27 protein-coding genes and 2 pseudogenes are annotated in these 25,490 nt (G+C 59.8%); 10 read left to right on the forward strand and 19 right to left on the reverse strand.

Going from position 1 to position 25,490, the window contains the following annotated elements; genetic code table 11:
- Window positions 1-15: 15 nt before the first annotated feature.
- Window positions 16-141, forward strand: a pseudogene (locus tag AB4O35_RS24890) (DUF6124 family protein); the annotation flags it as partial.
- Window positions 142-144: 3 nt separating this feature from the next.
- Here AB4O35_RS24890 and AB4O35_RS24895 read toward each other — a convergent pair.
- The 6 genes from AB4O35_RS24895 to AB4O35_RS24920 all read right to left on the reverse strand — a co-directional run bounded on the left by AB4O35_RS24895 (window position 145) and on the right by AB4O35_RS24920 (window position 5,701).
- On the reverse strand, window positions 145-378 hold the full coding sequence (locus AB4O35_RS24895; RefSeq protein WP_065874155.1) for a hypothetical protein: 234 nt from the start codon (window positions 376-378) through the stop codon (window positions 145-147).
- 238 nt (window positions 379-616) lie between these two features.
- A complete protein-coding gene (locus tag AB4O35_RS24900; protein ID WP_065874158.1) occupies window positions 617-1,933 on the reverse strand; it encodes an MFS transporter in 1,317 nt (438 codons plus the stop codon).
- A 66-nt stretch (window positions 1,934-1,999) separates the two neighbouring features.
- Window positions 2,000-2,524 carry a gamma carbonic anhydrase family protein gene (locus tag AB4O35_RS24905; protein WP_065874159.1) on the reverse strand — a complete coding sequence of 175 codons (525 nt, stop codon included), beginning with the start codon at window positions 2,522-2,524 and terminating at the stop codon, window positions 2,000-2,002.
- Window positions 2,525-2,536: 12 nt separating this feature from the next.
- Window positions 2,537-3,727: a CaiB/BaiF CoA transferase family protein gene (locus AB4O35_RS24910; RefSeq protein WP_065874160.1), complete on the reverse strand. Its 1,191-nt coding sequence runs from the start codon at window positions 3,725-3,727 to the stop codon at window positions 2,537-2,539.
- 25 nt (window positions 3,728-3,752) lie between these two features.
- Window positions 3,753-4,682 carry a hydroxymethylglutaryl-CoA lyase gene (locus AB4O35_RS24915; RefSeq protein WP_065946354.1) on the reverse strand — a complete coding sequence of 310 codons (930 nt, stop codon included), beginning with the start codon at window positions 4,680-4,682 and terminating at the stop codon, window positions 3,753-3,755.
- A 119-nt stretch (window positions 4,683-4,801) separates the two neighbouring features.
- On the reverse strand, window positions 4,802-5,701 hold the full coding sequence (locus AB4O35_RS24920) for a LysR family transcriptional regulator (RefSeq protein ID WP_065874163.1): 900 nt from the start codon (window positions 5,699-5,701) through the stop codon (window positions 4,802-4,804).
- A gap of 219 nt (window positions 5,702-5,920) precedes the next feature.
- On the opposite strand from AB4O35_RS24920, the gene AB4O35_RS24925 reads away from it, so the two are divergent.
- Window positions 5,921-6,190 (forward strand): hypothetical protein, encoded by a 270-nt coding sequence (locus AB4O35_RS24925; RefSeq protein WP_065946353.1) that lies wholly within the window; start codon window positions 5,921-5,923, stop codon window positions 6,188-6,190.
- A gap of 219 nt (window positions 6,191-6,409) precedes the next feature.
- Entirely contained in the window at window positions 6,410-6,733 is a 324-nt protein-coding gene (locus tag AB4O35_RS24930) for a low molecular weight protein tyrosine phosphatase family protein (RefSeq protein WP_065874164.1), read from the forward strand.
- A 206-nt stretch (window positions 6,734-6,939) separates the two neighbouring features.
- Here the strand turns inward: AB4O35_RS24930 and AB4O35_RS24935 are convergent, their stop codons facing one another.
- Complete coding sequence (locus AB4O35_RS24935; protein WP_065890594.1) at window positions 6,940-7,395, reverse strand: hypothetical protein; 456 nt, start codon at window positions 7,393-7,395, stop codon at window positions 6,940-6,942.
- Window positions 7,396-7,801: 406 nt separating this feature from the next.
- Between AB4O35_RS24935 and AB4O35_RS24940 the strand changes: the two genes are divergently transcribed.
- The gene (locus AB4O35_RS24940) at window positions 7,802-8,431 is read left to right on the forward strand and encodes a DUF3885 domain-containing protein (RefSeq protein WP_065874167.1); all 630 of its coding nucleotides are present in this window, start codon (window positions 7,802-7,804) and stop codon (window positions 8,429-8,431) included.
- 245 nt (window positions 8,432-8,676) lie between these two features.
- Here the strand turns inward: AB4O35_RS24940 and AB4O35_RS24945 are convergent, their stop codons facing one another.
- From AB4O35_RS24945 to serC, 6 genes are all read right to left on the reverse strand, one after another.
- On the reverse strand, window positions 8,677-8,982 hold the full coding sequence (locus AB4O35_RS24945) for a hypothetical protein (protein ID WP_256532304.1): 306 nt from the start codon (window positions 8,980-8,982) through the stop codon (window positions 8,677-8,679).
- A gap of 62 nt (window positions 8,983-9,044) precedes the next feature.
- Window positions 9,045-10,310 carry a serine hydroxymethyltransferase gene (glyA, locus tag AB4O35_RS24950; RefSeq protein WP_065874173.1) on the reverse strand — a complete coding sequence of 422 codons (1,266 nt, stop codon included), beginning with the start codon at window positions 10,308-10,310 and terminating at the stop codon, window positions 9,045-9,047.
- A gap of 26 nt (window positions 10,311-10,336) precedes the next feature.
- Window positions 10,337-11,518 (reverse strand): aspartate aminotransferase family protein, encoded by a 1,182-nt coding sequence (locus AB4O35_RS24955; RefSeq protein WP_065946215.1) that lies wholly within the window; start codon window positions 11,516-11,518, stop codon window positions 10,337-10,339.
- Window positions 11,519-11,547: 29 nt separating this feature from the next.
- Window positions 11,548-12,387 (reverse strand): YggS family pyridoxal phosphate-dependent enzyme, encoded by an 840-nt coding sequence (locus AB4O35_RS24960; RefSeq protein ID WP_065946214.1) that lies wholly within the window; start codon window positions 12,385-12,387, stop codon window positions 11,548-11,550.
- Window positions 12,387-13,619 carry a benzoate/H(+) symporter BenE family transporter gene (locus AB4O35_RS24965; protein ID WP_065890591.1) on the reverse strand — a complete coding sequence of 411 codons (1,233 nt, stop codon included), beginning with the start codon at window positions 13,617-13,619 and terminating at the stop codon, window positions 12,387-12,389. The genes AB4O35_RS24960 and AB4O35_RS24965 overlap by 1 nt, the downstream gene beginning before the upstream one ends.
- A gap of 126 nt (window positions 13,620-13,745) precedes the next feature.
- Window positions 13,746-14,828: a 3-phosphoserine/phosphohydroxythreonine transaminase gene (serC, locus tag AB4O35_RS24970; protein WP_065946213.1), complete on the reverse strand. Its 1,083-nt coding sequence runs from the start codon at window positions 14,826-14,828 to the stop codon at window positions 13,746-13,748.
- Between the two features lie 136 nt (window positions 14,829-14,964).
- On the opposite strand from serC, the gene pdxR reads away from it, so the two are divergent.
- Complete coding sequence (gene pdxR / locus AB4O35_RS24975; protein WP_065874182.1) at window positions 14,965-16,461, forward strand: MocR-like pyridoxine biosynthesis transcription factor PdxR; 1,497 nt, start codon at window positions 14,965-14,967, stop codon at window positions 16,459-16,461.
- Window positions 16,462-16,471: 10 nt separating this feature from the next.
- Here the strand turns inward: pdxR and AB4O35_RS24980 are convergent, their stop codons facing one another.
- The gene (locus tag AB4O35_RS24980) at window positions 16,472-17,770 is read right to left on the reverse strand and encodes a serine hydroxymethyltransferase (protein WP_065874184.1); all 1,299 of its coding nucleotides are present in this window, start codon (window positions 17,768-17,770) and stop codon (window positions 16,472-16,474) included.
- 240 nt (window positions 17,771-18,010) lie between these two features.
- On the opposite strand from AB4O35_RS24980, the gene AB4O35_RS24985 reads away from it, so the two are divergent.
- From AB4O35_RS24985 to AB4O35_RS25005, 5 genes are all read left to right on the forward strand, one after another.
- Window positions 18,011-19,228: an MFS transporter gene (locus tag AB4O35_RS24985; protein ID WP_065946212.1), complete on the forward strand. Its 1,218-nt coding sequence runs from the start codon at window positions 18,011-18,013 to the stop codon at window positions 19,226-19,228.
- A 154-nt stretch (window positions 19,229-19,382) separates the two neighbouring features.
- Window positions 19,383-20,345, forward strand: a complete 963-nt coding sequence (locus AB4O35_RS24990) for an AurF N-oxygenase family protein (RefSeq protein WP_065946211.1) — start codon at window positions 19,383-19,385, stop codon at window positions 20,343-20,345.
- Window positions 20,342-21,394 (forward strand): 2Fe-2S iron-sulfur cluster-binding protein, encoded by a 1,053-nt coding sequence (locus AB4O35_RS24995; protein ID WP_065946210.1) that lies wholly within the window; start codon window positions 20,342-20,344, stop codon window positions 21,392-21,394. Before AB4O35_RS24990 ends, AB4O35_RS24995 begins: the two co-directional genes overlap by 4 nt.
- A 36-nt stretch (window positions 21,395-21,430) precedes the next feature.
- Entirely contained in the window at window positions 21,431-22,132 is a 702-nt protein-coding gene (locus tag AB4O35_RS25000; protein WP_065874192.1) for a glutamine amidotransferase, read from the forward strand.
- A gap of 71 nt (window positions 22,133-22,203) precedes the next feature.
- A complete protein-coding gene (locus AB4O35_RS25005; RefSeq protein WP_065880860.1) occupies window positions 22,204-22,560 on the forward strand; it encodes an antibiotic biosynthesis monooxygenase family protein in 357 nt (118 codons plus the stop codon).
- A 166-nt stretch (window positions 22,561-22,726) separates the two neighbouring features.
- Here the strand turns inward: AB4O35_RS25005 and AB4O35_RS25010 are convergent, their stop codons facing one another.
- The 5 genes and pseudogenes from AB4O35_RS25010 to AB4O35_RS25030 all read right to left on the reverse strand — a co-directional run bounded on the left by AB4O35_RS25010 (window position 22,727) and on the right by AB4O35_RS25030 (window position 25,441).
- A complete protein-coding gene (locus tag AB4O35_RS25010; protein ID WP_065874196.1) occupies window positions 22,727-22,969 on the reverse strand; it encodes a hypothetical protein in 243 nt (80 codons plus the stop codon).
- A 12-nt stretch (window positions 22,970-22,981) separates the two neighbouring features.
- Complete coding sequence (locus AB4O35_RS25015) at window positions 22,982-23,461, reverse strand: hypothetical protein (RefSeq protein WP_065874198.1); 480 nt, start codon at window positions 23,459-23,461, stop codon at window positions 22,982-22,984.
- 55 nt (window positions 23,462-23,516) lie between these two features.
- A pseudogene (locus AB4O35_RS25020) lies at window positions 23,517-23,761 on the reverse strand (GNAT family N-acetyltransferase); the annotation flags it as partial.
- 147 nt (window positions 23,762-23,908) lie between these two features.
- A complete protein-coding gene (locus AB4O35_RS25025; protein ID WP_015371100.1) occupies window positions 23,909-24,529 on the reverse strand; it encodes a tyrosine-type recombinase/integrase in 621 nt (206 codons plus the stop codon).
- Between the two features lie 117 nt (window positions 24,530-24,646).
- A complete protein-coding gene (locus AB4O35_RS25030) occupies window positions 24,647-25,441 on the reverse strand; it encodes an AraC family transcriptional regulator (RefSeq protein WP_041931406.1) in 795 nt (264 codons plus the stop codon).
- Window positions 25,442-25,490 lie beyond the last annotated feature (49 nt).

Genomic DNA, 25,490 nt, shown 5'->3' on the forward strand with positions numbered 1-25,490 from the left:
TGCGCAGCAGCCCAAAACACGCTGCTGCTCGACCTGTCCGGCAAACACCGCGACGTCGTCCTGGCGATCCACCAACTGAGCGAACTGGGCGTGTTGCTCACGGCCAAACTCCTTGACCGCGAAGCACCCTGCCCCGGCTGATGGTTAGCCCTTCAACTCACCCGCCCGGTTACTCGCCGCATCGTCGTAGGCCACATACAACGACTCGGCGATTTGGCTCTTGATGGCTTTGGTGGACTCAAGCCCCAACACAAACCCCTCAGCTTTGCCGCCGGCGCGATTGAGCTCTTCATGGGTTGAAGCGCCAGTGATGGCTTCGAGGAGCTTGATGGCGTGAGGGCCTACGCCTTTGGGAAGGGAGATTTGGTCGATGGACATTGCGGTACCTTTTAAGAATGAGGTCGGTAGCGCGTGAACCACTGCCGGGGGTGGCATGGTAGACCGGTTGTGAAAGAAAGGGGGCGCTTTCGGCCGAAATAGACTTTGCCCTATGCGTCTGTAACGACGAACGCTCTCGGAATGGAAAGAGGCCCCCACGGGTGAAGGCGGTTCAAGAGCGCTTGCGCGATTCAACCCCTTCAACAATCAGCAAGTTCGGTCATTCGTGAGAATTTCGTCAGGACCTGGGATTCTTGACGTAGCGCATGACGACGAAACAAGCGACTAGAATCAGCGGTGCAATGGAGAGCATGCCCATGTAGGTAGAGCCGGACAGATCGTTGATTTTGCCCACCATCACAGGTGCAACCATGCCGCTCAATTGGCCGATGGAGTTGATTGCTGCTGTCCCGGTAGCAATAGCCAGGCCGGAGAAGGTCGACTGCGGGATGGTCCAGAAAATCGGGATCGCAATAAAGGTGCCCGCAGTAGCGAGTACGAGTGCTGCCATCATCGCCCATGACGAGTCGGAGAACAGGCAGGCCAACACGTAGCCTACTGCCGCCGCCACCAGGCACCACACAAGGTAAGTCTTGCGTTCACCTGTACGATCAGAACGCCGGGTCAGCCATATCATGCCGATACAGGCCACGATGTAAGGCAACGCCGAAAGCATCCCTATCCAGAATAGACTCTGCACACCGGAGGATTTGATCAGGTGTGGCATCCAGAAGTTGAGGCCATAAGCAGCGGTCTTGATCACAAAGTAGATGAACGCCATGAGCGCCACTTCCCGGGTCAGCAACACACGCCACAACGATCCCAATACCGGCTTCTGGTTGACTTTGTCATGCGCCAGGTTGGCCGCCAGCAGGTCCTTCTCGCTACGGCTTAGCCATTTGGCCGATTCGATGTCTCGGTCCAGTTTCCACAACACCAGCAGGCCGAGTACCACACAGGGCAGTCCGGACATCAGGAACAGCCAGTGCCAACCTGCCAGCCCGAACACCCCGTCCATCGTGCCCAACAGGATCCCCGCCGCCGGCCCACCGACGGCGCCTGCCAGAGGTACCGCCAGGAACCAAAGGCCATTCATCTTTGCCAGGTGCTTCTTGGGAAACCAGCACGCCAGGTAGAACAGGATCGCCGGGCCAAAACCGGCTTCCATCACGCCGATCAGAAAACGCAGGAAGTACAGGGTGTATTGCGTGTAGGCGAACATCAAAGCCGCCGTCGCCAGTCCCCAGGAGATCATGATCCGACAGATCCAGGCCGGCGCCCCGTAGCGTTTGAGACCAAGACTGCTAGGCACTTCGAATAGCACGTAGCCGAAAAAAAACATGCTCGCGGCCAAACCGTATGCCGCGTCGCTCAGACCCAATTCATGCTGCATTTGGGTCTTGGCGAAGCTGATGTTGATCCGATCAAAATAGGAAAACAGAAAGCAGATAATGGCCAGCGGCATGATGCGCCAGGCCACGCGCCGATACAGCAGCAATTCGTTGATCGTTTCTTCGCTGCGCGCAAGGGCGATTTCGCCAGTCATGGCAACCATGATGTTTCTCCATTCTTGTAATTATTGGAGAGAGGCAAGTTCCTTCAGGAACTTTGCTCAACGGGTTTAGCTGATCAGGATCAGTTTTTCCTTGTAAACCTGACCCTTGACGACATAGTCCTCGGCGTTTCGGTGCATGCCGGCAATCGCTTCAGGCGTCAGTTCGCGCACGACTTTGGCAGGTGCGCCCAGGATCAGGGAGTTATCCGGGAACACCTTGCCTTCGGTGACAATCGCACCGGCGCCAACCAGGCAGTTCTTGCCGATGACCGCACCATTGAGGACAACCGCCTGAATCCCGATAAGCGCACCATCGCCAATGGTGCAGCCATGCAACATGGCCTGGTGGCCGATGGTGACGCCCTTGCCTACCGTCAGCGCAAATCCCGGATCGGCATGCAGCACCGCACCTTCCTGCACATTGCTGTGCTGACCGATGAAAATCGGCTCGTTGTCACCGCGCAGAACAGCATGTGGCCAGATACTGACGCCCTGCTGCAGCGTGACATTGCCGATGACGGTAGCGTCTTGCGCGACGAAGGTTTCGGCGTGGATGGCGGGGATAAGCGTGTCATATTGATAGATAGCCACGGCAGCTCCTCCTCAGGCCTGAGCATCAGTTTTCAGCACACCGGCAGCACACAGCTCGGCAATGTGTTCGTCGCTGTAGCCCAGTTCGCACATGACTTTGTGGGTGTGCTCGCCGATGCGTGGAATTGATCGACGGGGTTGAAGACGCTCGCCATCCAGGGACAACGGCAGCAGTGGCATGGCGGTGAACGATCCGTCTTCGAGTTCAAGATTTGCCAGTCCACCGCTTTTCAGCAGGTGAGGATCTTCAAACAACTCTTCCGGACGACGAATCGGCGCGAATGGAATGCCGTGGGCTTCGAGTTGTAGCGCCAGAGCCTGAGCATCCATGGTCGCGAAGACTTCAGCCAGATGGGCTAGCAGCCGTGGTCGTTGTAGAACGCGGTCGTTGTTGGTGGCAAGAGTCTGATCGTCGAGCAACACCGTCTGGCCCAGCAGCTGGCACAAGGCGTTCCACTGGCCTTCACCGGTGGCAGCAACGAACATCTGCTCACCGCCAGCGAACTCGAACACGTCATAGATGGCCCAGGCGCTGATGCGGTTCGGCATTGGCGCGGCTGCCTGCCCGGTCACCGCGTATTGCTGCATATGTTGGGCGGCGAGCAACACGCAGTTTTCGTAAAGCGCGCTTTGCACCTCACGACCGGCCCCAGTGACGTTGCGCTCGTTGAGCGCGGCAAGCACGCCGATGGCACCGAACATCCCGCCCATGATGTCGTTCACGGAACTGCCAGCACGTAGCGGTCTACCGACAGGGCCTGTCATGTAGGCCAGACCGGCCATCATCTGCACCACTTCATCCAGGGCCAGGCGATTGTCGTAAGGACCGTTCAGAAAGCCTTTGTGTGAGGCATAAATAATGCGCGGGTTACGCTCCCGAATCGCAGCGTAGCCAAAGCCGAGCGCCTGCATGCGGCCAGGTTTGAAGTTCTCGATGAATACGTCGGCGGTGTCGATAAGTTCCAGCACAGCGTCGCGCCCCTGAGGGGTGTTGACGTCAATGGCGATGCACTGTTTGTTGCGGTTGAAGGTGCGAAAAAAACCGGCACCCGCGCCCAGCAGGCGGCGCGTGCCGTCGCCCTGGATCGGCTCGATCTTGATCACCTCGGCACCGAGGTCACCCAGGATCATCCCGCAGGTCGGCCCCATCACCATATGAGAAATTTCGACGACACGAATGCCGTCCAATGGAAGTCTGGACATTAGCGTTTTCCTCGATCAAGCAGGCTCAAGCGCGGTTGGCGACTGGCGTGTAATTGAGTGGAAGGCCAGCGCGGGCAATGCAGCCGTAAAGCGTTTCGTCCGGTAAGGCGGCGCGCAGCAGATCCCTTGAAGCGATCAGTGCGGGCAGATCAACGCCGGTGTCATAGCCCATGCTTTGCAGCATGAACACCAGGTCTTCGGTCACGGTGTTGCCGGACGCGCCCGGCGCGAACGGGCAACCACCCAGCCCTGCCAGGGAAGAATCAAGCTCGGTGATGCCTTGCTGCACCGCCACCAGGCTGTTGGCCAGCGCCAGACCTCGGGTGTCATGAAAATGCGCAGCCCGGAGTTTGTCACCGGCAATAGCGCGAACCGCCTGCAACGTGGTCGCCACTTGGCCGGGATTGGCATAGCCGGTGGTGTCGCCAAGCGAAACCAGATCGCAGCCGGCTTCCAGCACCCGACCGGTCAATTCGCAGAGGTCGCTCAATGGCACATCGCCCTGGCGGGTGCAGCCAAATGCAACCGACATCCCGGCGATTATTTGAACGTTGTGCAAACCCATTTGGGTCCGTAGTTCGCACATCCGCGCCAGTTCCTCGACCATTTCCAGCGGCGTACGCCGCACATTGGCCAGGCTATGGGCAGCGCTGACGGAGACAGGCGCAATGATACGGTGAGCGCCGGACTCCAGCGCATCACGACAGCCGCGCAGGTTAGGCGCCAGGACCGTTACGACCAGATCTGGAAAACTCAAGGCGTGGGCGACGACTTCCTTTGCATCGGCCATCTGCGGCAGCAGTTTGGCGGGAACAAAGGACGCGACTTCCATATAACGCATGCCGGCAGCATAGGCGGCATCGATCCATTGTCGTTTGGCAGAGGTAGGCATTACGGTTTGAAGGCTTTGCAAACCATCACGCATGCCGACTTCATTGATTGTTATTGTTGTCATGAAAAAGCTCTCACAGGCTGAAGCGCAACTTCAGATTAAAGAGCCGCTGGCTTAGCAAAAAGACGTCATTTACGCGGTGATCCATCGTCAACCGCGATGGATTCAATCAGCCCCAAGGCTCAACCGGTGTTTGCGCGCAAAAGCAGATGATCCAGCAAGCGCCGTGCGGACAGCGACAGTGCATCCCGATCACGCACACAGATAACAAACTCACCCAGTGCCCAATCGTCGGTCAGCGGAATAATGCGCAAGTCAAACAACTGGGCATACCGCGCCACGGCCTCCAGTGGAAATACAGCAAGTCCCAAGCCGAATTGCACCAGGCGGAATGCGGCGTCGAACGACGAAACATAGGAGCGAAACCGCAGCTCATGTCCGTCCTTAGTCGCTTCATTACGCATGAAGTTATTCAACGTGGCGAAAGCGGACAACCCCAAATGATCAAAGGCCAGGGTCTCTGCGAACGCAATACGGGGGCGATTGGCCAAGGAATGGTTCGAGCCTACGACGACGGCCAGATGATCCCGACGATAAGGTAGAAACTCCAGATCGCCCATGGCCATTGATCGTCGACAAATGCCCAAATCGGCATTGCCTTCAGCCACACCTCGTACCACATCGGGACTGAAACGTTCTTCGATGTCGGCCTGGATTCCAGGGTGCTTAAGCATGAAGTCAGACAGCTCTTCGGGTAGAAACTCCATAATTGACGAGATGTTTGCCAACACCCGTACATGCCCTCGGGCGCCTTCAGCGTATTCGCCAAGCTCGCTATCGAGCCGCTCCATCGCCCGTGTCAGAGACCGAGCATGCCGAAGCAGCGCCAACCCCGCCGGGGTCGGTTCAACCCCGCGTTTGCTGCGCTTTAGTAGCGCCGTACCAAATCGCGCCTCAATGTCGGAAATACGTTTGCTGACCGCCGAGGGCGCCATAAATGCTCGCTCACTGGCGCTTGCAATCGTGCCCTCTTCACAGACCAGAATGAACAAGTGCAAGGATAAGTGATCCAGGTGCTGCATTACGTCCGTCCATCAAATAGCAATGTGGCGCGAAGATACATTTCTCCGCGTTCAATCTACTGAGGTTTTCGCAAATATTCTGGATATACGCAATCGCCGCTGGAATGGCTTCGAGTTTTGCAGACGCATCGGAGGGCTGCTTCTGGCCGATTTCGCTATTCATCAATCTCCCGAGCGTGCGAAATTACCAGCTCTGCAATTTCTCTCAAAGGCAGCCTCATGACCTCTACCCTGGCAGTGTCGGATATTTTAGGTCCATGGAGTGGCGATACCCCCACAGGAATCATTCAGCGTTGCAGGGAGGCATGGGACACACCTTTAGAGAGTTTGAATGATCTTATGGTCGCTACTTTTTTGAATCAGAATATCGCGACGGAACACTTGCTGATTGAAGCGAAGCGCCACATGAAAGATCAGGAACGAGATGAAACCGAGTACTTCGACGGCCAGCTTCTCGAAGCTATCGAGCGCTTGCAATCCGGGGAGTAATTCATCCCGACAGTTTGTTGCGCTCGACGTGGACTATCTATATTGGATCGCTTTCTATCTCGCGCGACTGGCAGAGAACGTCGATAGCAGCCCTTGTTGTCAGGCAATAATCGGCCAGAACGGACACATTCCTTTTATTCCCAGAAGCTACGCTGTGAGTACGCCAACGTATCCGAACCTGAGCTTCGGATCTCCGGAACAGTTTGGAGCTAACCCACTTTGAATGTGTTGTTCATCTGCGGCAAAAACCGCCTACGTAGTCCGACCGCCGAGCAAATTTTTGCTGATTGGTCGGGAGTTGATACAGCATCGGCTGGTGTCAATAACGATGCGGATGTGCCTGTAAGCCAGGAGCTTCTAGGGTGGGCCGATCTCATTTTTGTTATGGAGCAAATCCATCGAAAGAAACTGACTGCTCGCTTCACCTCGGCATTGGCCAATAAACGTATCATCTGTCTGAATATTTCGGATGATTACGAATATATGGCACCTGCTTTGATCAAGCTGCTGGAAGCGAGAGTCGAGCGTTATTTATCCTCCTGATGTTATGTCCGCCTGTGGGCCGTCTCCACCTGATCAGTCGACTGACCGCTCTTGGCCGATTCTGCTGAAAAATCGTACTCGCTTAGCCAAGGTAACCGCCTGTGAAAATGGGATCAGACCACGATTAATAATAGTGGTCTGACCCCTGTTCTTCTTCGAGAAAAGCCCCTTTGCGGGCCCTTTCGTACGCGGGGTAAAAGTGCTAATTACTTGTTCCGCAGTAGCACATACGCTTCACCGCCGTTGCGATCATGCTGAAGAATAAAGTTGTTGTCCTGGATGCGCACCTTCGATGGCACGCGATCTGCTACCGACGTTTGCGAGTAAGTCTGCGCGGCGCTCAGCAGTTGGCGGGTCAGACTGTCGTCGGGTTGCTTCGGAGTGGTAACGACGCATTCCTTTTCGGAAAGTTGCACGGAGAGGTTTTTGTCCGCGGTGAAGCCGATGCGCGTGAAACCCATGTCCTGGAGGTCGTTGATGCCGAAGCGCTTGGCCGCTTCAGCAGAACCGGCGAACGAGGGGGCGGTCTTCAGACAGATTTCGACGAAGGCTTCGATCGCCTTGGAGGTGACAGGCGTCGATACGCTTGGTGTTGCAGTGGAGCAGCTGGCGAGGACTAACAGGCTGGATAAGGCGAGTGTACGGAACAAAGTATTGGACATGAAGCGGGATCCTTCCATTGGAAATTCGGAGTGCAGACGTGGGCTGAGCGGCGCCGGAACGGAACGCCTGCGAATGGTAAATTAAAATGGAGTACGGGGTTTACGACTTTGCGAACCTCTACGCTTGCTGGCAGTGCGCTCGCGACGTGAACCTGTGTGTGCTCGGGCTAGCTTGACGACGGTCGGCAAATTCGCTTAGCAGCAGATTGCATAGCAGCGACAGGCAATAGCCGCTCGATTTCAGTAAATGCTAACCGGACGCTATGGGTCGTTTTCAACCAGTAGCCACAGGTAGAAAACGGCCAAAAGCGGACGCTCGCGGCTTAGCTCAGATCTTACGTATACAGTAATATCCGTCTGCACCGCCCAAACTATGGAGCCGGGCTATTAGCCATGAAGGGATCAAGTGAATCTACAACTTGAAATTGAGAGGATCTTTGGGGGTAAAGCATTTGACAGGCCACTTTTCTATTCCTATCCAGGAGGTCTGCGTTTTGAGCTCTCTGAAACTGGTGGAGTGATTGAGCAATTTCTATCAGCACTACGAAAATCAACAAAGATCTGTAGCGATATCTTTCTTGAGGACGCGACGCTTGTTGCTTGTCTGCGCATTCATTCTGGCAGCAACCGATTTGCTCATCGGCCCCTGATTCACGCCCTTCGATCTGCCGGCATTAACATACCCACGGAGTGCTCAGTCTGGAGTGAGGAAATAGATCCGGAGGAATGGTTTTGCGAAAGGGAGCCGGAATATTGGATCAACATCGCATTTGAAGCGCCTGCGACTCTGCTTCAAGCATTTCTTTGGTGTGCTTTGGCTAGGGACTTTGCCGCAATTCAGCCTAAACCCAACTGCGTTTTATACCTCTTCAATTTGAAGAGGCACGTTATGGTTTTCCCCTACGACGACAGAGGTATGGATGTGGTCGGCCCCAACAAAAATCTGCTTTCACAGTTGTATCGTCTGCATCATACATACCTGCTGGAATACGACCGACATACGATGGACACCACATTTGCAGGGGCTGCGCGCTAGCCTCATTGCTTACATTGGGGCTGAAATCGTGCCCACAGCCCACATGGCCACCGTCTCTTTTTGGCCGCTTACTGCCCGTCATTCCTGACTACTTTTTTGGGTGAGTACCACCCCTCCCCCGTAATAACCCATCCGCGAGCGAGACTTGGATATTCCTAATCCCATCTAAAGACTAACGCTCAGTGCACCAGACCTCAGCCTCTCCTTTGAAAAGCCTAAGCCACAGCCCATGTGAAACGAGGGTGCTACGCAGCATCCGGGATGCGGATCAAATTCTCAATATCACCACCGAAGTGCTTTAAGAGCAGTCCGTTACGAACGTGCACGATGTAACCCTGACCACCCGCCATTACGATCACATGAAAAGTTGATTCCACTTCCAACACGCAGTTGAAGCGGCAGGACCCGGTGAGCCAGCAAATCGAGATCATTTTTTGGGGCGTACCCTGGGCTGTGACTTTCGGGCTCACCGGGATCAGTCTCCGGCAGATCATCACGACGCACCCACGCCCCCAGATCGAACGCCTGATAACGCTGGAAGCAGGCTGCATGAGCGTCCTTTTCGGGTAAAGGCGTGAATCAGGGGCCGTCCACACGGCCCCCCCAAACCCATTCAGCGATAAACCGGATAACGCCGGCACAGTGCGACAACCTGTTCGCGCACGTGGTGGCCGACCTTGTCACTGTCGCCATATTCCAGGGCGTCGAGTACGTCGCACAACCACCCTGCCACTTGCTCGCAGGCCTCGACACCGAAGCCCCGCGTCGTCACCGCCGGGCTGCCGATGCGCAGGCCGGAGGTCACGAAGGGTGAGCGTGGGTCATTCGGCACCGAGTTTTTATTCGCGGTGATGTAGGCGCTGCTCAATGCCGCATCGGCGTCCTTGCCGGTGTAGGGCTTGTCGGACAGGTCGATCAGCATCATGTGGTTGTCGGTTCCGCCCGAGACGATCTTGTAGCCGCGCTTTTGCAGCACCGCCGCCATGGCGCGGGCGTTGATCACCACTTGGGCCTGGTAGACGCGGAACTCGGGCGTCAGCGCTTCCTTGAACGCCACGGCCTTGGCTGCAATCTGGTGCATAAGCGGGCCGCCCTGCACGCCGGGAAACACTGCCGAATCGAGTTTTTTGTAGAAGGCTTCGTCCTGGCCCTTCGACAGAATCAAACCGCCCCGTGGGCCGCGCAGGGTTTTGTGCGTGGTGCTGGTGACCACATGCGCATGGGGCAGCGGGTCCGGGTATTCGCCGGCGGCGACCAACCCGGCGACGTGGGCCATGTCGACCCAGAATATGGCGCCGACCTTGTCGGCGATGGTGCGCATGCGTGCCCAGTCCTTGTAGCGCGAGTACGCCGAGAAACCGCCGATCAACATTTTCGGTCGCGTCTGCAGGGCAATTCGTTCCATCTCGTCGTAGTCGAGAAAACCGGTTTTCGGGTCCAGCCCGTAGGGCACGATCTTGTAATGCCGGCCCGAAAAGTTCGCCGGGTTACCGTGGGTCAGGTGGCCGCCCTGGGCCAGGTTCATGCCCATCACCGTGTCACCGGGGTTGATCAACGCGAGGAACACCGCCGCGTTGGCCTGCGCACCCGCGTGAGGCTGCACGTTGGCGTAGTCGCAGTTGAACAGGGTCTTGACCCGCTCAATCGCCAGCCGCTCGGCTACATCGACGTATTCACAACCACTGTAGTAGCGCTTGCCGGGATAGCCCTCGGCGTACTTGTTGGTGAGTACCGTGCTCTGGGTCTGCATGACCAGCGGGCTGGCGTAGTTCTCCGACGCGATCAGCTCAATGTGGTCTTCCTGGCGATGCGCTTCGTTATGAATCGCCTCACGCAGTTCAGGGTCGAAAGCATCCAGGGTGAGCGTTGAGTCATACATGGTGGGGGCGTCCTTGGTTAACAAATTCAAACAGCGGGCGACAGCAGGCGAATGACACGTGCGGCGATCTCGTCGATCTGTGTGTCATCGCAGATCAGTGCGGGCAACAGGCGCATGGTGGTGCCACGGGTGACGGTGATCAGCAGGCGTTGTTCTTCACGGGCGCGGTCGACCAGCTCGCCGCACGGGCGGTTGAGTTCGACGCCGACCATCAAGCCGATACCACGAATGGCCACCACCTCGGGATGGTTGCCCAGCGCCAGCTTGAGCGCGGCCAGCAGGCGTCGGCCGCTGGCGGCGGCGCGTTGTGGCAGGTGCTCACGCTGCATGATGTCCAGCACCGTGCACCCCACGCGGCAGGCCAGCGGGTTACCGCCAAACGTGGACGCATGGTGACCGGGGGAAAACAGCTCGGCGGCCTTGCCCCGCGCCAGGCATGCGCCTATCGGGTAGCCGTTGCCAAGTGCCTTGGCCAGGGTGATGACATCCGGCTCGATGCCCGCGTGTTGAAAGCCAAACCAGGCGCCGGTGCGGCCCATGCCGGTTTGCACTTCATCAATCATCATCAGCCAGTCGTGTTCATCGCACAGGGCGCGCAACCCTTGCAGGTAGCCCGCGAACGCCGCATGCACCCCACCCTCGCCCTGCACCGGTTCGACCAGCACGGCAACGATGTTGGGTGACTGCGCCGCAACCGCCCGAATCTCCTCGATGTCGTTGTACGGCACGCGCACAAAGCCGGGCATCAACGGTTCGAAACCGGCGTGCACCGCCGGGTTGCCGGTGGCCGCCAGCGTGGCGAGAGTGCGCCCGTGGAAGCTGTTGTCCATCACCAGCACCTGCGGCTGGGCCACGCCTCGAGCATGGGCGTGCAACCGCGCCAGTTTCAGCGCGGCTTCATTGGCCTCGGCGCCGGAGTTGCAGAAAAACGCGCGCTCCATGCCGGACAACAGGCACAACCGCTCGCCCAGTTGCTCCTGCCACGGGATGCGAAACATGTTGGTGGTGTGCAGCAACTGCGTGGACTGCTCGGCGATGGCGGCGGCAATTTCCGGGTTGGCGTGCCCCAGGCTCGTCACGGCCACGCCGGCGATGGCATCCAGGTATTCAACGCCGTCGGTGTCCCACAGACGAGCGCCCAGGCCTCGGCTGAACGAGACCGGCTGACGGGACGAGGTGTGCATCAGGTAAGCGGGTGCTGCGGACATTGCAGGCCTCCTATAGAGATCAATCAACGTTAAGGGGCGAGCGCCGGCAACTCGTCGTCGTTGCGCGGTCTGGCGTCGGCCGTGGGCCAGTAATAGGCATCTGGCATGGCGCGGGCACCGAAGATGGCTTGGCCGACGCGTACCACGGTTGCACCCTCTTCAATGGCAATTTCAAAGTCGCCCGACATGCCCATCGACAACTCCTGCAGCGACACGCCCTCGGGCACCTGCGCGAGCAAGCGGTCGCGCAATTCACGCAAGCGCACGAAGCAGGGGCGCACCCGCACCACGTCGGCGCAAAACAGCGCCAGGGTCATCAGCCCGCGAACCCGTAGCGCCGGGAATGCCGGCAGCGCCGCGATGAACGCCGCCACATCCTCGGGAGCCAGGCCGTACTTGCTGGCTTCGCCCGAGGTGTTGACCTGCACGAACACATCCATCTGCCGACCTTCGAGCTGCAGGCGATGGTTCAGCACTTCGGCCACGCGCAGGCTGTCGAGCGCCTGGAATTCGCTGGCAAAACGCGCAACCTGCTTGGCCTTGTTGGTTTGCAGGTGGCCGATGACTGACCATTGCAGGTCGTGCAGGTCGCTCATGGCTTGCGCCTTGCGCTGGGCCTCCTGCACCTTGTTTTCGCCGAGCAGGCGGCAACCGGCGGCATAGGCCAGGCGCAGATGGGCTTCGTCGAAGGTCTTGCTGACCGGCAGCAACCGCACGGTGGCCGGGTCACGCCCGACGCGGTGGCAGGCATCAATGATGCGTTGCTGCACAGCGGTAAGATTGCGACGAAAGTCCTCGACGCTGACCGCCTGCGGATAGCGACCATGGTCGGCGTGGAGCGTGGTGAGGTGTTCGGCTTGCCCAGTCATCAGCGGGTCGCTCCCTTGGTGGTCACCGCAGTGTTTTTTTCACGACGTGGCAGTTGCCCATTGAGTACCGCATACGCCGCGAGGCCGATGAGCAAGCCCCAGAACGCGCCGCCAATGCCAAGCAAGGTGATGTTGGCGGCGCACGCCAGAAAGGTGATCAGCGAGGCTTCACGGGATTTGACGTCCGCCATGGCATTGGCCAGGCTGCCGCCGATGGTGCCGAGCAGCGCCAGCCCGGCCAGGGTGGTAATGAACGTCGCCGGAAAGGCCATGAACACCGCCGCCAGGGTTACGCCAAAAATCCCCACCAGGATGTAGAACACCCCTGCCGCTACCCCGGCGATCCAGCGTTTGGAAGGGTCTTCGGACGCTTCCTTGCCGGTGCAGATCGCCGCCGTGATTGCCGCGATATTGAACGCATGGGAGCCGAACGGCGCCATCAGCAGCGAACCCAGCCCGGTCACGCTGAGAATCGGGTTGGCGCTGGTCTTGAAGCCGTCATTGCGCAGCACCAGCATGCCCGGCATGTACTGCCCCGTGAGGGTAATCAAAAAAAGCGGCAACGCCACGCTCAGCAACGCATTGAGCGAGAACTCGGGCCGCGTGAATACCGGTGTGGCGAACGCCAGCGCCAGTCCGGAAAAATCCACTCGCCCCTGCATCAGCAAAAAGCCCAGCCCCAGCACCAGAATGCCGACCACCGCGTAGCGTGCGCTCAAGCGTTTGAACACGATGTAGGCGCCGATCAGCAGCCCCACCAACAGCGGGTCGACCGTCATGCTCGCGAATGCACCGATGCCGAACTGCAAGAGAATGCCGCCCAGCAGGCCCGCCGCAACGCCAGGCGGGATCAGGCGCACAGCCCTTTCAAAATAGCCGGATACCCCCAGCAGCACGAACGCCGCCGCTGAAATCAAATACGCACCAATCGCCTCGGCGTAGGGCGTGGTCGCCAGGGCAACGATCAAGAACGCCGCCGCCGGGGTCGACCAGGCGGTGATGATCGGCTCGCGGCTCACCCAACTGAGGAACAACCCTGTCACACCGACGCCAATCGACACCGACCAGACCCACGACGCCGTCAGCTCAGGGCTGAGACCGGCAACCTTGGCGGCCTGGAACACTAGAATGAAGGTGCCGCCGTAATTGACGATCACCGAAATCAGCCCGGCAACCACCGGGTGCAGCACATCCCGCAGACGCAGGGACGACTGGGATTGAGTAGAGGGCATAAGTCTTGGCTCCTTGCTGGACAATGGATCAGGCCGTGGCCAGGCGGTCATTTATAGCCGTTGAATGGTGGGGTTTGCCCCTACGCTTGTGCGCAGCAGACCAGACCACTTTTCGCGCAGGAGCGGTTACCCATGTGCGCGTGCGAAGTCAGCCATAAAGTCAGTCAGCGCCTCGACTGCGGTTAACGAGACGGCGTTGTAGAGGCTGGCGCGCAGGCCGCCGACACTGGCGTGGCCTTTCAAGCCGTTAAGGCCGGCGGCTTCGGCGCGGCGCAAGAAGGTCTTCTCCAGCGTCGAATCCGCCAGCACGAACGGCACGTTGTTGATCGAGCGGTACGCCGGCTGCACCCGATTGCGGTAGAACCCGCCGCTCTCGTCGATGGCGCGATAGAGCCGGTGCGCCTTGGCCTGGTTACGCTCATGCAAGGCCGGCAGGCCGCCGTTGTGCTTGATCCACTTGAGCGTCAGGCCGGTGAGGTACCAGGGAAACGTCGCCGGGGTATTGAGCATCGACTGCGCATCGCTGATGTGGGCGTAGTTGAGAATGTCCGGAGTGAAGGCATGGGAGCGTTCCAGTAATGCGGGGTCGACGATGACCACCGTCAACCCGGCCACCCCCATGTTTTTCTGCGCGGCGGCATACACCAGGTCATGCCGGGCGACGTCCATCGGCTTGGACAAAAGGCTTGAACAGGCATCACACACCAGCGGCGCGGCGCTGTCGGGCGGGGCGATGAATTGCACGCCGTGGACCGTCTCATTCTCGGTGTAATGCAGGAAGGCGGCGTCAGGATTGAGGTGCCAGCTCGCTGCGTCAGGCACGCGGTCGAAGCCGGTTGCGCGGGCACTGGCCGCGATTCGCACATCGCAATAACGCCGCGCCGCTTCAATCGCCTTACCCGACCAGAGGCCGGTGTGCAGGTAGTCCGCCGTGCCTTTGTCGCCCAACAGGTTCATCGGCACCTGGGCGAACTGCAGCGAGGCGCCGCCTTGCAAAAACAACACTTTGTATGCGTCCGGCACGCCGAGAATGTTGCGCAGGTCCTGCTCCGCCTGGCGGGCAACGTCCATGAACACGCGGGAGCGATGGCTGATCTCCATCACCGACATACCGGTGCCGGCAAAATCAAAAAATTCTTCGTGTGCCTGGGTGAGCACTTCCAGCGGCACCGCCGTGGGGCCGGCGCTGAAGTTGTGGGATCTGGCCATCGTCGCGTAACTCCTGTTCAAGAACACTCGCATCGTGCGGGCTTGCCACGCGCCGGGGCCGGGCTGGCGAGGGCTGGATTCTACGGATAGACTGGCCTGCCATTACAGGCCAATTCCAAAGGACGGAGCAGACCGCATGGCAAAAACCTTCGAGCTCGAAACCCTGAAAATGCGCCTCAACGACGTGGAGTTTCAGCTGCTGGACTTGCACCAGCGCATCCAGCGGGCGTTGCGCGCACTGATCCTCGACGGCGCCCTCGGCCCCGGCCTGAAACTGCCTGCCACACGGGTCTTGGCAACGTCACTGGGGTGCGCCCGCGACACCGTCGAGAACGCCTACGTGCAGTTGCATCGGGACGGGTTTATCGTACGCCGCGAGGGTGCTGGCAGTTACGTCTGCGACACGGTCGGCGTCGAATTGCGCGGCGCCACACGCCGGCGCATCAAGGCCCAGGAAGTGCGCAGCAACGCCGCCGCACCCGGCGCCGAGCTGAGCCAGCGAGGGCGGATGATCTTCGAAACGGGCGGCGTCAGCGACCAGCAAGTCATCAAGGCCTTCGCCACCGGTTTGCCGGAAACCCGCAGTTTCCCCACGGATGTCTGGGAACGCCTGCAACGCCAGGTGATGAAGGACTATCGCGCCAACGTGCTCTTGCACGGCGACCCGCAAGGCGCCGAGCCGCTGCGCAAGGCGATTGCCACCTACCTGAACCTAGAGCGCGGGGCCAAGTGTTCGCCCGATCAGGTGCTGGTGCTGAGCAGCACGCGCCAGGCCTTGTACCTCTGCGCGCAGCTGCTGGTGGATGCCGGCAAGCCGATCCTGCTGGAAAACCCTGGCTATTACGGCGCACGCAAAGCCTTCGAGATCGCTGAAGCCAAGGTGCTGCCCATCGATGTCGATGAACGCGGCATCCGCACCGACCTGTTGTACGCCGACCGCAGCGGCGCCAACTGCGTGTACGTCACACCGTCGCACCAATACCCCACCGGCGTGACGCTGCCGCTGGAACGGCGCCTTGAGTTGATCAACTGGGCAGCGGAAAAAAGCAAGTGGCTGATCGAGGACGACTACGACAGCGAGTTCCATTACGACGGACAACCCACCGCCTGCGTGCAGGGTCTGGACAAGTATCAGCGCACGCTCTACATCGGCACGTTCAGCAAGACGCTCTACCCCGGCTTGCGCATGGGCTACATGGTGCTGCCCCACGAACTGGTCAAGCCCTTTGCCTACGCACGCAGCATGATGGACGGGCATACGCCGCAAGTGCTGCAACTGACCCTGGCGCGGTTTATGGAAGACGGCCATTACAACGCCCACGTGCGGGCCATGCGCAAGCTCTATGCCGGGCGCCGCTCGATCATGCATGACGCCATTGGCAAGTACCTGGGCGAGGTCGTCACCGCCCAGTTGCCGCCGGGCGGGTTGCAGATTCCCTGTCTGCTGAAAGCGGGCTGGAGCGAAGAAAAAACCATCCGCCAGGCGGCCACCGCCGGCGTGCAATTGTCCGGACTCAGCAAGCTGTACGCAGGCGAACCGCAGCAATACGGCTGGCTGCTGGGCTACTCGTCGTTGACCGCGTATGAAATCGAAGCCGCCATGCTGCGCCTGGCCAATGCGCTGAAAATCTAGAGGCAGCCGCTCAGTAAGGCAGCTTGAAACGCTTGGTCAGTTCGCCGATGCCTTCGCGAATCGAGCGCTCGGTGCGACTGTCGAGGGCGCCGCTGCGCACGCCGCCGAGCATGGCGAGGATCATGTCGCCGATCTCGCGAAATTCATCCACGCCCATGCCCCGCGACGTGCAGGCCGCGCTGCCGATGCGAATGCCGGAGGTGACACTGGGTTTGACCTCGTCGCCCGGCACGATATTTTTGTTCACGGTAATCCCGATCGCTTCCAGCGCCTGTTCGGCGACATTGCCGACCAGGCCCCACGGCCGCAGGTCAATCACGCCAAGGTGACAGTCGGTGCCGCCCGAGACCACCGACAACCCGCCTTCGGCCAAACGCCCGCACAAGGCCTGGGCGTTCGCAATCACCGCATGCGCGTAGGTGCTGAACGCCGGTTGCAAGGCTTCGCCGAGCGCCACTGCCTTGGCCGCCAGCGTGTGCATCAGCGGCGCGCCTTGCAGGCCGGGAAACACCGCCGCATTGATTTTCTGCGCAATGCCCGGCTCGTTGCACAGGATCATCCCGCCGCGCGGCCCGCGCAGTGTGGTGTGGGTGCTGATGGTGGTGACGTGGGCGAACGGCACCGGCGACGGGTACGCACCGCCCGCTACCAGTCCGGCGACGTGGGCAATGTCGGCCATCAGGAAGGCCCCGACTTCGTCGGCAATTGCGCGAAAGCGCGCGAAGTCCAGCGCCCGTGAATAGGCCGAAGCGCCGACGATGATCAATCGCGGGCGTTCCTGGCGGGCCATCTGCTCGACCTGGTCCATGTCGACCCGATGGGTCAGGGGATGCACGCCATAACTGAGGGCCTGAAACCAGCGCCCGGACATATTGAACGCCGCACCGTGGGACAGGTGCCCGCCGGACTTGAGGTCCAGGCCGAGGATCTTGTCGCCCGGTGCCAGCAGCGCCAGAAACACCGCCTGATTGGCCTGGCTGCCCGAGTGGGGTTGCAGGTTGGCGTAGGCACAGTTGAACAACCGCCGGGCGCGCTCGTTGGCCAGCTCTTCTACCGCGTCGACGTTGCAGCAGCCGGCGTAATAACGGCGTCCCGGATACCCTTCGGCATGCTTGTTGGTGAGCACCGAGCCCTGGGCTTCAAGCACTGCACGGCTGACAAAATTCTCGGCAGCAATCAGCTCGATTGACTGCATCTGGCGCTGGCGCTCGGCGTCGATGGCACGCCACACATCCCCGTCCGCCTGGGCCAGTGCGACGCCACTGAGCACCGGCAGCGCGTGCCCGTCTCGATAAGCGAAATGCGGCATGGTCACTCCCTGTGAAAACGTCGATTGGCAAACGGCGTCTACCCTAGCGGCACACGGCCCGCGCCGGTATACCAGTTTGCGCCAGCGTTGCAGACCACTGCGCGGCGCGGCGCCACGGCGCGAGACCAGTAGCGCTGCAAAGTGGTCTGGTGAACCTTTGAACATTGGACTATCCCGCAAGACCAACGCCCCACTAAGCTCTGCGCCGGTTTTGTCACCCCCATTTCCACAGGTTCTGCCATGACGTCTTTTCGTATCGGACTGCTGCCGCAGGTCTCAGCCGCGCACTTTGTCAGTCATCTACACATCATGGTGCTGGCGGCGTTGTTTCCCCTCCTCGCGGCTTTTTTCGACGTCGATTACGTGCAGTTGGGCCTGGCCCTGAGCCTGTTCAACATCGTCACCGCGCTGGTGCAGGCGCCTATGGGATTTGCCGTGGACCGTTTCGGCGCACGGCGCCTTCTGTTAGCCGCGCTGGCAGTGGGCAGTAGCAGTTTCCTGTTGATTGCACTCGTGCCCAACTACCTTTGCTTGCTGATCGGCATGGCGCTGGCCGGCGTCGCCAACGCGGTTTACCACCCGGCCGACTATGCCCTGCTGTCCCGCCATATTGACCCTGCCCACATTGGCAAAGCATTCTCCGTGCACACCTTCGCCGGCTTCCTCGGCGCCGCCGTGGCCCCGGTGTTTTTGTTGAGCATCGCCGTGGCGAGCACGCCGGCCATGGCGTTTGCCGCCGCCGCAGGCGTAGGGTTTGTCGCGCTGGCGGTGTTGTCGATACCTGGCGCGGCACTGGCCCAAGTCAATTATGTGTCGCCAGCGGCCGACCCGGCGCCCCTCGACACGCGTCGGCGCTCGTTGCTGTCGCCCATGGTGCTGAGCCTGACGTTGTTATTCGTGCTGCTGAACCTGAGCACCGGCGCAATTGAAAAATTCTCGGTCGCGGCCCTTATGCAAGGCCAGGGCGTGGCCTTGACCTGGGCCAACTCGGCACTCACCGCGTTCCTGTTTGCCAGCGCCTTTGGCGTGCTGGCAGGCGGCGCACTGGCCGACCGCACCCGTCGCCATGGCGTGGTGGCCGCCAGCGCGTTTGCCCTGGCCTGCGGGTTGATACTGTTGGTCGCCACGGCGCACTTGAGCGAGCTGGCACTGCTGCTGGTACTCGGTGTAGCGGGATTCCTGACCGGGGTGATCGCGCCGTCCCGCGACATGCTGGTGCGCGCAGCGTCGCCGAAAGGCGCGGAAGGCAAGACCTTCGGCATTGTCTCCACCGGCTTCAATATCGGCGGCACCCTCGGCCCGGTCGGGTTCGCCTGGCTACTCGACCAAGGCCACCACAACTCGATTTTCTGGGCCAGTGCTGCCTTTATGGGCCTGACGGTCGCGCTGACCCTGATGCAGGAACGGCACTTGGCCAAAGCCCGGAAAATGCCCGCATTACACCCGCAATTCAACTGACCTGGAGCAATATCCCCCGCTTTTTTTGGCGCAAACTTGAAGGGCAACGTCCCGCATTTATTACGCGGCAACCCGCTTTTGCGGCCCCGTCATGTTTGCAAAGGACTGCACTCATAACCCGAACACCAATAGCTGTTTTCTTTGGAGTTAAAACATGGACCGTTTGAATTGTGGTACCGATGACGTGGTACAAAACATGCTCGCCAAGTTGTCCGGGCTCTGGAAAACCCGCGCTGCCGTGAACAATCCGCAACCGGATTACTGGGGCCTGGCCTTTGACCCGAAGAAGCAGGATTTCAGCCTGTCGCTGCTGCCGTTCCGTCATCACCAGGCCTGGCTCGAAGCACCGCAGGACCTGCAATCCAAGTGCCTGTCCTACGCGTGGGGCATCTACAACCTCAAGACGATCTACATCGAATGCGACGTGGTGGTGCCCGCCTGCGAGGACATCATCAAGACCCCGCCACACAGCCAGAACCGCGCCCTGCTGCAGGACGTGATGTCCCAGGCACTGCTGGACGAAGCCCTGCACACGCGCATGTCGAGCATGGCCTGCAACTACATCTACGACATGCGCAAACTGACCCCGCTGGATTTCAGCGCGTTCAACCTGGTGACCTGGCGCGAAGCCCTGCTGGCCAACTGCACGGCCGAATGGGAGCGCCGCCTGACCCGTTTTGGTGTGGCGTGCGCGAGTGAAACGCTGATCACCGATTACCTCAAGACCATGGCCGAAGACACCAGCATCCAGGCGGTGTGCCACGAGGTCACACGCACCCACGCCATCGATGAATGGAGCCATTCCAGCGTGTTCAGTTTCGTCGCCTCCGACATCGTTCATGGCCTGAGCCGCACCGAGCGCGAGTACCTGCGCTCAATCATCCTGCGCACCGTGCAGATGTTCGCCAACAACGAAATGGGCGCATGGGCCAAGGTGTTCTCGATACTGCAGATGCCGCATGCCAGCGAGATCCTGCATGACGTGGGCGACAACAACGAAATCAGCGTATACACCGACTCGCTCCAGGCCCTGATCGACCGTATCGGCCTGACCGGCAAAGGCCTGAGCAGCGCCGAACACGCCATCGAAACCTTGAGCGAGAAGGCCCGCGCATGAACGCCATGACCCCACTGCAGGCCCGTTGCGAACGCGTGACCATTGAAACCGCTGCGATCAACGTCTTCAGCCTGCGCGCCGTGGGCGCCCACGCCGAGTTCCTTGACCGCCTGGAACCCGGCAAGCACGTGGCGCTGCGCTTTCCGGACACTACGGGCACGCCGCAGCAACGGCTGTATTCGATCACTCGCAGGCAAGGCGCCGACGGGTTCGAGATTGCGGTCAAGCGCGAAGGCCATGGCGGGGTCTCGGACCAGTTGCACGCTACCTTGCAGGAGGGCTCGCAGGTCGCGGTGGAGTTTGTGGCCGGGGACATCAGCCTGGGGTCGATCATCGGCTGCAAGCACGTCGGCATGCTCGCTGGCGGCATCGGCATCACCTTGCCAATCGCCTTGCTGCGCGGCCTGCTGGAACGCGCACGACGCGGCCTGGCGGTGCCCGAGGTAAGCCTGCTGTTATGTGTGCCGACGGTGGCCGACATTCCCTTCCTGCATGAGTTGCTGGACCTGGAACTGAACACCCGCTGGTTTTCGCTGCAGGTCTTCATTACCCGCGAAGCGGTGCGCAGCAACGGCCATTTCAGGGCCGGCCGCCCCACCGCCGCCGACCTGAACCTGCTGGGTAACCCGGACACGGTGGTGATCTGCGGCAGTCACCGTTTCGCCCAAGGCTTGCGCGAGCAAACGCTGGCGCTGTTTCCGGACAGCCAATTGCTGATCGAATCCTTCACCCCGCCGGTCAGGGCCGCGCAGGCGCAACCTGCGACCAGCGCTGCGCTGCGCCTGCACATAAGCCACACCGACGAGTTGCTGGAACCGCCCGCCGGCAAGAGCCTGCTGGAGATGCTCGAATCCAGCGGCATTGCAGTGCGCAGCCTGTGCCGCGCCGGGATCTGCGGCCACTGTCGGATCAAATTGTCCGAGGGCGAATACACCCTCGAGCCCGACTTTTGCCTGACCGATAAGGACAAGGGCGAAGGCTTTGCGTTGGCCTGCTGCACCTTCCCGCAATCGGGGACGATCAAGGTCGACCTCAACCCCACTGCATAAACCGTCAGGCCCTTATTTCAACCGCTGAGTGTTTCCATGAAAACTGCTATTGCACTGCGCCACATTCATTTTGAAGACGTGGGCACCCTGGATGTGGTGCTGGCCGATGAAGGCTACACCCTGATTTACCTCGACCCCACCGTGGACACCATCTACAGGGAGCAGGTGCTGCAGGCCGACTTGCTGATTGTGCTCGGCGGCCCGATTGGCGCGTATGACGAGGACCTGTACCCGTTTCTGCACGACGAACTGGAGCTGGTGCGCCAGCGCGTGGCGTCCGGCAAACCGTTGTTGGGCATCTGCCTGGGCGCACAGCTGATCGCCCGCGCCATGCATGCCAAGGTCTACCCGATGGGCGTCAAGGAGATCGGTTTTTCCGCGTTGACCTTGACTCCGGCCGGCCAGGACTCACCGCTCGCCGCGCTGATGGACACGCCCGTGTTGCACTGGCACGGCGACCAGTTCGATGTGCCCGACGGTGCCGTATTGCTGGCCAGCACACCAGTGGGCGCCCACCAGGCGTTTGCCGTGGGCCGCACGATTCTGGGCCTGCAGTTTCATCTCGAAGCCAACACCCCCCACATCGAACAGTGGCTGGTTGGCCACGCCAGCGAACTCGCCCACGCCGGCATCGACGTCGTCGCACTGCGCGCCACGGCCGCTGGCCTGGGCGATCGCCTGACCCGCGCCGCTGGCAACGTGATGCGCGCCTGGCTGAACAACCTGGGCCCCCGTTAACCCACTGGCGGCGGGCAACCGCCGCCGTTTAAGACCACCTGAAAAAAACCGTCAAGGATGAGGAGTCAAATATGATCGTCGTGTTATTCGAATTGCAGGCACTGCCCGGTCAGGGCGAGACCTATGTGGACCTGGTCAATAAGCTGACCCCGTTGCTGGAACCCATGGACGGGTTTATCTCCGTCGAGTGTTTTCAGAGTACGCTGAACCCCAAGAAGGTGATGTCGGTGACCACCTGGCGCGATGAGGAAGCCGTGGTGCAGTGGCGCAACGTCACCGCGCACCTGTCTGCACAACGCGCCGGGCGCGACAAGATCTTCGACGATTACCGCGTTCGCGTGACTTCGGTCATTCGTGACTACGGCCTGCGGGATCGTGAGCAAGCGCCGTATAACGTCGTTGTGGATGGAGCACACGCCACGGCGTAACGCCATGCTGATCGTTCCCACGCGGTGCTTGGGAACGATCATGGGTTGGGCGCTGGAGGGCTGTCGCAGAGAGAGCGCTGCCGTAAGCATCACAACAAATGTTTGCGCCGCTGCTTCCTGTATGACAGGCATTGGAGCACTAAACCGCGGAGAACCCCTGCCACCTTCAACCCATCTGTTCGAACCGCCGCCGCTTTAGGAACAACCCCACCCCCAGTGCAACGGCAAAGATCGACAGCAACCCCAGGTCAAATCCAAGCAAGCGGATGTGGCTCGCCGCAACGCAGCCGACCGCCCCCATCGCCACCAGCAGTACCCCTAACCACTTGCGAAGCGGGTACGACTTCAGAAACCGATCGAGCAGAAAGAACAGCACCAGAGCAGCGACCAGCTGGGTAATGTCAGACATGGGTTTCTCCCGTCAGGTCTTGATGATCAGTGTCGAGGCGGTACGTTGCGGGCCGATACCGCCGTTCACCTGCGCCTCGATGCTCACCAGTATGTCGCCTGCATGATAGGTGGGCAGGGTTTCATTCACGTACATGCGCACACCGGCGCCGACGGGGGCCCCCACGTAGGGGGAGGCAACGTAAGAGGTGGCGCCCGCGAACGCCGAGGCCGCCAGGTTGGCGATTCTGGTGCGCTGGGCGTTGAGCACATCGCCCTGCTGCCGGGTCAGCGGCTTGGAGATGCCGATCATCATCAGGCACGGCAGGTTCTTGGCCAGCATCTTGTCGTACACCTCGACGACCTTGCGGTTGACCTCGTAGTGCGCGCTCTTCGCCTCACCAAAATGCAGCTCGCGCAGCCGCCCGCGTTCGCTGTCAGTGAGGGTGATCTGCGAGACGTTGAACACGATCCCGTGATTGCCCATGTATTGGAAAGTCCCTTCGAACTTCATCGCACGCATCCTTTCGAGCCAAAGGCGGGGATTGTCTAGAAGGCGGGCGCTGGATTCAAATCATTTCACCTGGCTGGCAAGGTGCACAGCGCGGCGTAAGGTGCTGACGGTCATAATAATTGTCGAATTTACTGCTTTCGACGAACACGAAGCCATGGCGGATGTAAAACGGTTCGAGGCACTTTCTTTGAGGGCACCTACTGTGATCGGCAGTGCAGCTGCATCCGCTGCTTCGAAAATCTGTGCGAGTACAACCGAGCCGATCCCAGAACCCTGCGCGCTCGGCCTCACGTATAGGTGCTAGCCCCTAGCAGCGCATTAATTTTCGTATGAGCTATCCCGCTTTTCATCGCGAAATTTACCCTGCTTAGCGCTTATTTAAGGGACGTCGACTGGCGGCTCTTGGCCGGTTAGCGACGGCCTGACTTCGACCGTCGCTATGCATGATCAAACCTCAGTCTGTTCCGCCATCTCCAGGGCGTCATCGACCTCAATACCCAGATATCGAACAGTGCTCTCCAGCTTCGTATGGCCGAGCAGCAACTGAACCGCCCGTAGGTTCTTCGTTCTGCGATAGATTAGTGATGCCTTCGTACGTCTCATTGTGTGAGTGCCATACATGGCTGGATCAAGGCCTACGGCTTTCACCCAGCCTTTGACGATACGAGCGTATTGACGAGTGGATAGATGGTCTGAGGTATGTAGCCGGCTAGGAAAAAGGCAGTCCTCGCTGCGAAGTTGTGCCTGATGTATCCAGGCCACGAGAGCTGACCGTGTTTGCTCAGTGATCTCAAACTGCACTGGTCGCTGCGTTTTCTGCTGCATCACCATGGCTCGTGATGATACGTGCTCGCCATGGGCGACATCACGCACGCGGAGCTTGGTTAAGTCGCAGGCTCGAAGCTTACTGTCGATGGCCAGATCGAAGAGAGCCAGATCCCGGGTTCTTTTCGCAATTTGAAGCCTTACTCGGATGGCCCAGATATCTCTCAGTCGGAGTGGGGCTTTCTGCCCGACTAGTTTTCCTTTGTTCCAGGGCTGACGGCCGCAGGTAGCGATGATGTTCATGACAAGTCCTCCACGTGTGGAAAGACAAGGATGGCTAATCAGAGCGACGGTCGCTAACCGGCCAATAGCAGACAGATCGTTCTACAGCCTCGGCGCTTTGTATCAGCCAGCAGAGCACTAGCGCAGAGAGGAAAAATACTGAGTAGGCGGTTTACCCAGTGCTTTCTTGAACATAGTGATGAATGCATTAACAGAGTCATATCCCAGGATGCCCGCCACACGTTGCACGGATACCCCCTCCGCCAAATGACTCAGTGCGATCATCAAATGCAATTGTTGACGCCAGCGTCCGAAGCTCAGCCCGGTCGTGCTTTCTACAAGCCTGGCCAGCGTTCGTTCACTGGTTGCAAGCCGAGTGGCCCACTCGCGCAACGTGGTTCGGTCGCCTGGATCTGAGAAGAGCGTATCCGCGATTTGTTTGATCTTGGGGTGGTCTGATATCGGCAAATGCAGCTCTTTCAGCGGGGCATCGGAAAGCTGCTCAAGCAGCACTGCAACCAGCCGAGCTGTCTTGCCCTCGGAATGGTAAGCAGGTTCCTGTTCAGCGAGATGCAGGACCATCTCCCGAACAAGGGGCGTAATGGCAACCGTGCAGCATTCTTCAGGCATGGCTGCCGCACCGGGCTCAACGAACAGAAAGCAGGTCCGGGCGTTTTCGGTCACTCGGCAACTGTGCGGCGTGCCGCCCGGGATCCATACGGCGTGCTGGGGAGGGACAAGCCAGAGTGCATTTTGCACCTCACAGCTCACTGCGCCATGCAAAGACAGGATGAGCTGGCCTTTGCGATGATCATGCGGACGGGCACCCGAATCATTGAGGTCAGGCGCAACCTTGAGGGCAATCGCTGCCTGGGCGAAAAGGTCTGAATCGAAATCTTCCGGCGAGGAAACGACATTTTTTGAGCTTGGCATAATTTAGATATCAGGTGTCTTGATATCTATATTAGCCGGTTCTGAAGTT

It is taken from the genome of Pseudomonas sp. H1_A03 (assembly GCF_054685145.1).

Excerpts from the sequence above, each read along its gene's own strand:
- AB4O35_RS24895 (WP_065874155.1), bottom strand. The coding sequence starts at position 378 with ATGTCCATCGACCAAATCTCCCTTCCCAAAGGCGTAGGCCCTCACGCC.
- AB4O35_RS24900 (WP_065874158.1), bottom strand. The coding sequence starts at position 1,933 with ATGGTTGCCATGACTGGCGAAATCGCCCTTGCGCGCAGCGAAGAAACG.
- AB4O35_RS24910 (WP_065874160.1), bottom strand. The coding sequence starts at position 3,727 with ATGTCCAGACTTCCATTGGACGGCATTCGTGTCGTCGAAATTTCTCAT.
- AB4O35_RS24915 (WP_065946354.1), bottom strand. The coding sequence starts at position 4,682 with ATGACAACAATAACAATCAATGAAGTCGGCATGCGTGATGGTTTGCAA.
- AB4O35_RS24920 (WP_065874163.1), bottom strand. The coding sequence starts at position 5,701 with ATGCAGCACCTGGATCACTTATCCTTGCACTTGTTCATTCTGGTCTGT.
- AB4O35_RS24925 (WP_065946353.1), top strand. The coding sequence starts at position 5,921 with ATGACCTCTACCCTGGCAGTGTCGGATATTTTAGGTCCATGGAGTGGC.
- AB4O35_RS24935 (WP_065890594.1), bottom strand. The coding sequence starts at position 7,395 with ATGTCCAATACTTTGTTCCGTACACTCGCCTTATCCAGCCTGTTAGTC.
- AB4O35_RS24945 (WP_256532304.1), bottom strand. The coding sequence starts at position 8,982 with ATGCAGCCTGCTTCCAGCGTTATCAGGCGTTCGATCTGGGGGCGTGGG.
- glyA (WP_065874173.1), bottom strand. The coding sequence starts at position 10,310 with ATGTATGACTCAACGCTCACCCTGGATGCTTTCGACCCTGAACTGCGT.
- AB4O35_RS24955 (WP_065946215.1), bottom strand. The coding sequence starts at position 11,518 with ATGTCCGCAGCACCCGCTTACCTGATGCACACCTCGTCCCGTCAGCCG.
- AB4O35_RS24960 (WP_065946214.1), bottom strand. The coding sequence starts at position 12,387 with ATGACTGGGCAAGCCGAACACCTCACCACGCTCCACGCCGACCATGGT.
- AB4O35_RS24965 (WP_065890591.1), bottom strand. The coding sequence starts at position 13,619 with ATGCCCTCTACTCAATCCCAGTCGTCCCTGCGTCTGCGGGATGTGCTG.
- serC (WP_065946213.1), bottom strand. The coding sequence starts at position 14,828 with ATGGCCAGATCCCACAACTTCAGCGCCGGCCCCACGGCGGTGCCGCTG.
- pdxR (WP_065874182.1), top strand. The coding sequence starts at position 14,965 with ATGGCAAAAACCTTCGAGCTCGAAACCCTGAAAATGCGCCTCAACGAC.
- AB4O35_RS24980 (WP_065874184.1), bottom strand. The coding sequence starts at position 17,770 with ATGCCGCATTTCGCTTATCGAGACGGGCACGCGCTGCCGGTGCTCAGT.
- AB4O35_RS24985 (WP_065946212.1), top strand. The coding sequence starts at position 18,011 with ATGACGTCTTTTCGTATCGGACTGCTGCCGCAGGTCTCAGCCGCGCAC.
- AB4O35_RS24990 (WP_065946211.1), top strand. The coding sequence starts at position 19,383 with ATGGACCGTTTGAATTGTGGTACCGATGACGTGGTACAAAACATGCTC.
- AB4O35_RS24995 (WP_065946210.1), top strand. The coding sequence starts at position 20,342 with ATGAACGCCATGACCCCACTGCAGGCCCGTTGCGAACGCGTGACCATT.
- AB4O35_RS25000 (WP_065874192.1), top strand. The coding sequence starts at position 21,431 with ATGAAAACTGCTATTGCACTGCGCCACATTCATTTTGAAGACGTGGGC.
- AB4O35_RS25005 (WP_065880860.1), top strand. The coding sequence starts at position 22,204 with ATGATCGTCGTGTTATTCGAATTGCAGGCACTGCCCGGTCAGGGCGAG.
- AB4O35_RS25010 (WP_065874196.1), bottom strand. The coding sequence starts at position 22,969 with ATGTCTGACATTACCCAGCTGGTCGCTGCTCTGGTGCTGTTCTTTCTG.
- AB4O35_RS25015 (WP_065874198.1), bottom strand. The coding sequence starts at position 23,461 with ATGAAGTTCGAAGGGACTTTCCAATACATGGGCAATCACGGGATCGTG.
- AB4O35_RS25025 (WP_015371100.1), bottom strand. The coding sequence starts at position 24,529 with ATGAACATCATCGCTACCTGCGGCCGTCAGCCCTGGAACAAAGGAAAA.
- AB4O35_RS25030 (WP_041931406.1), bottom strand. The coding sequence starts at position 25,441 with ATGCCAAGCTCAAAAAATGTCGTTTCCTCGCCGGAAGATTTCGATTCA.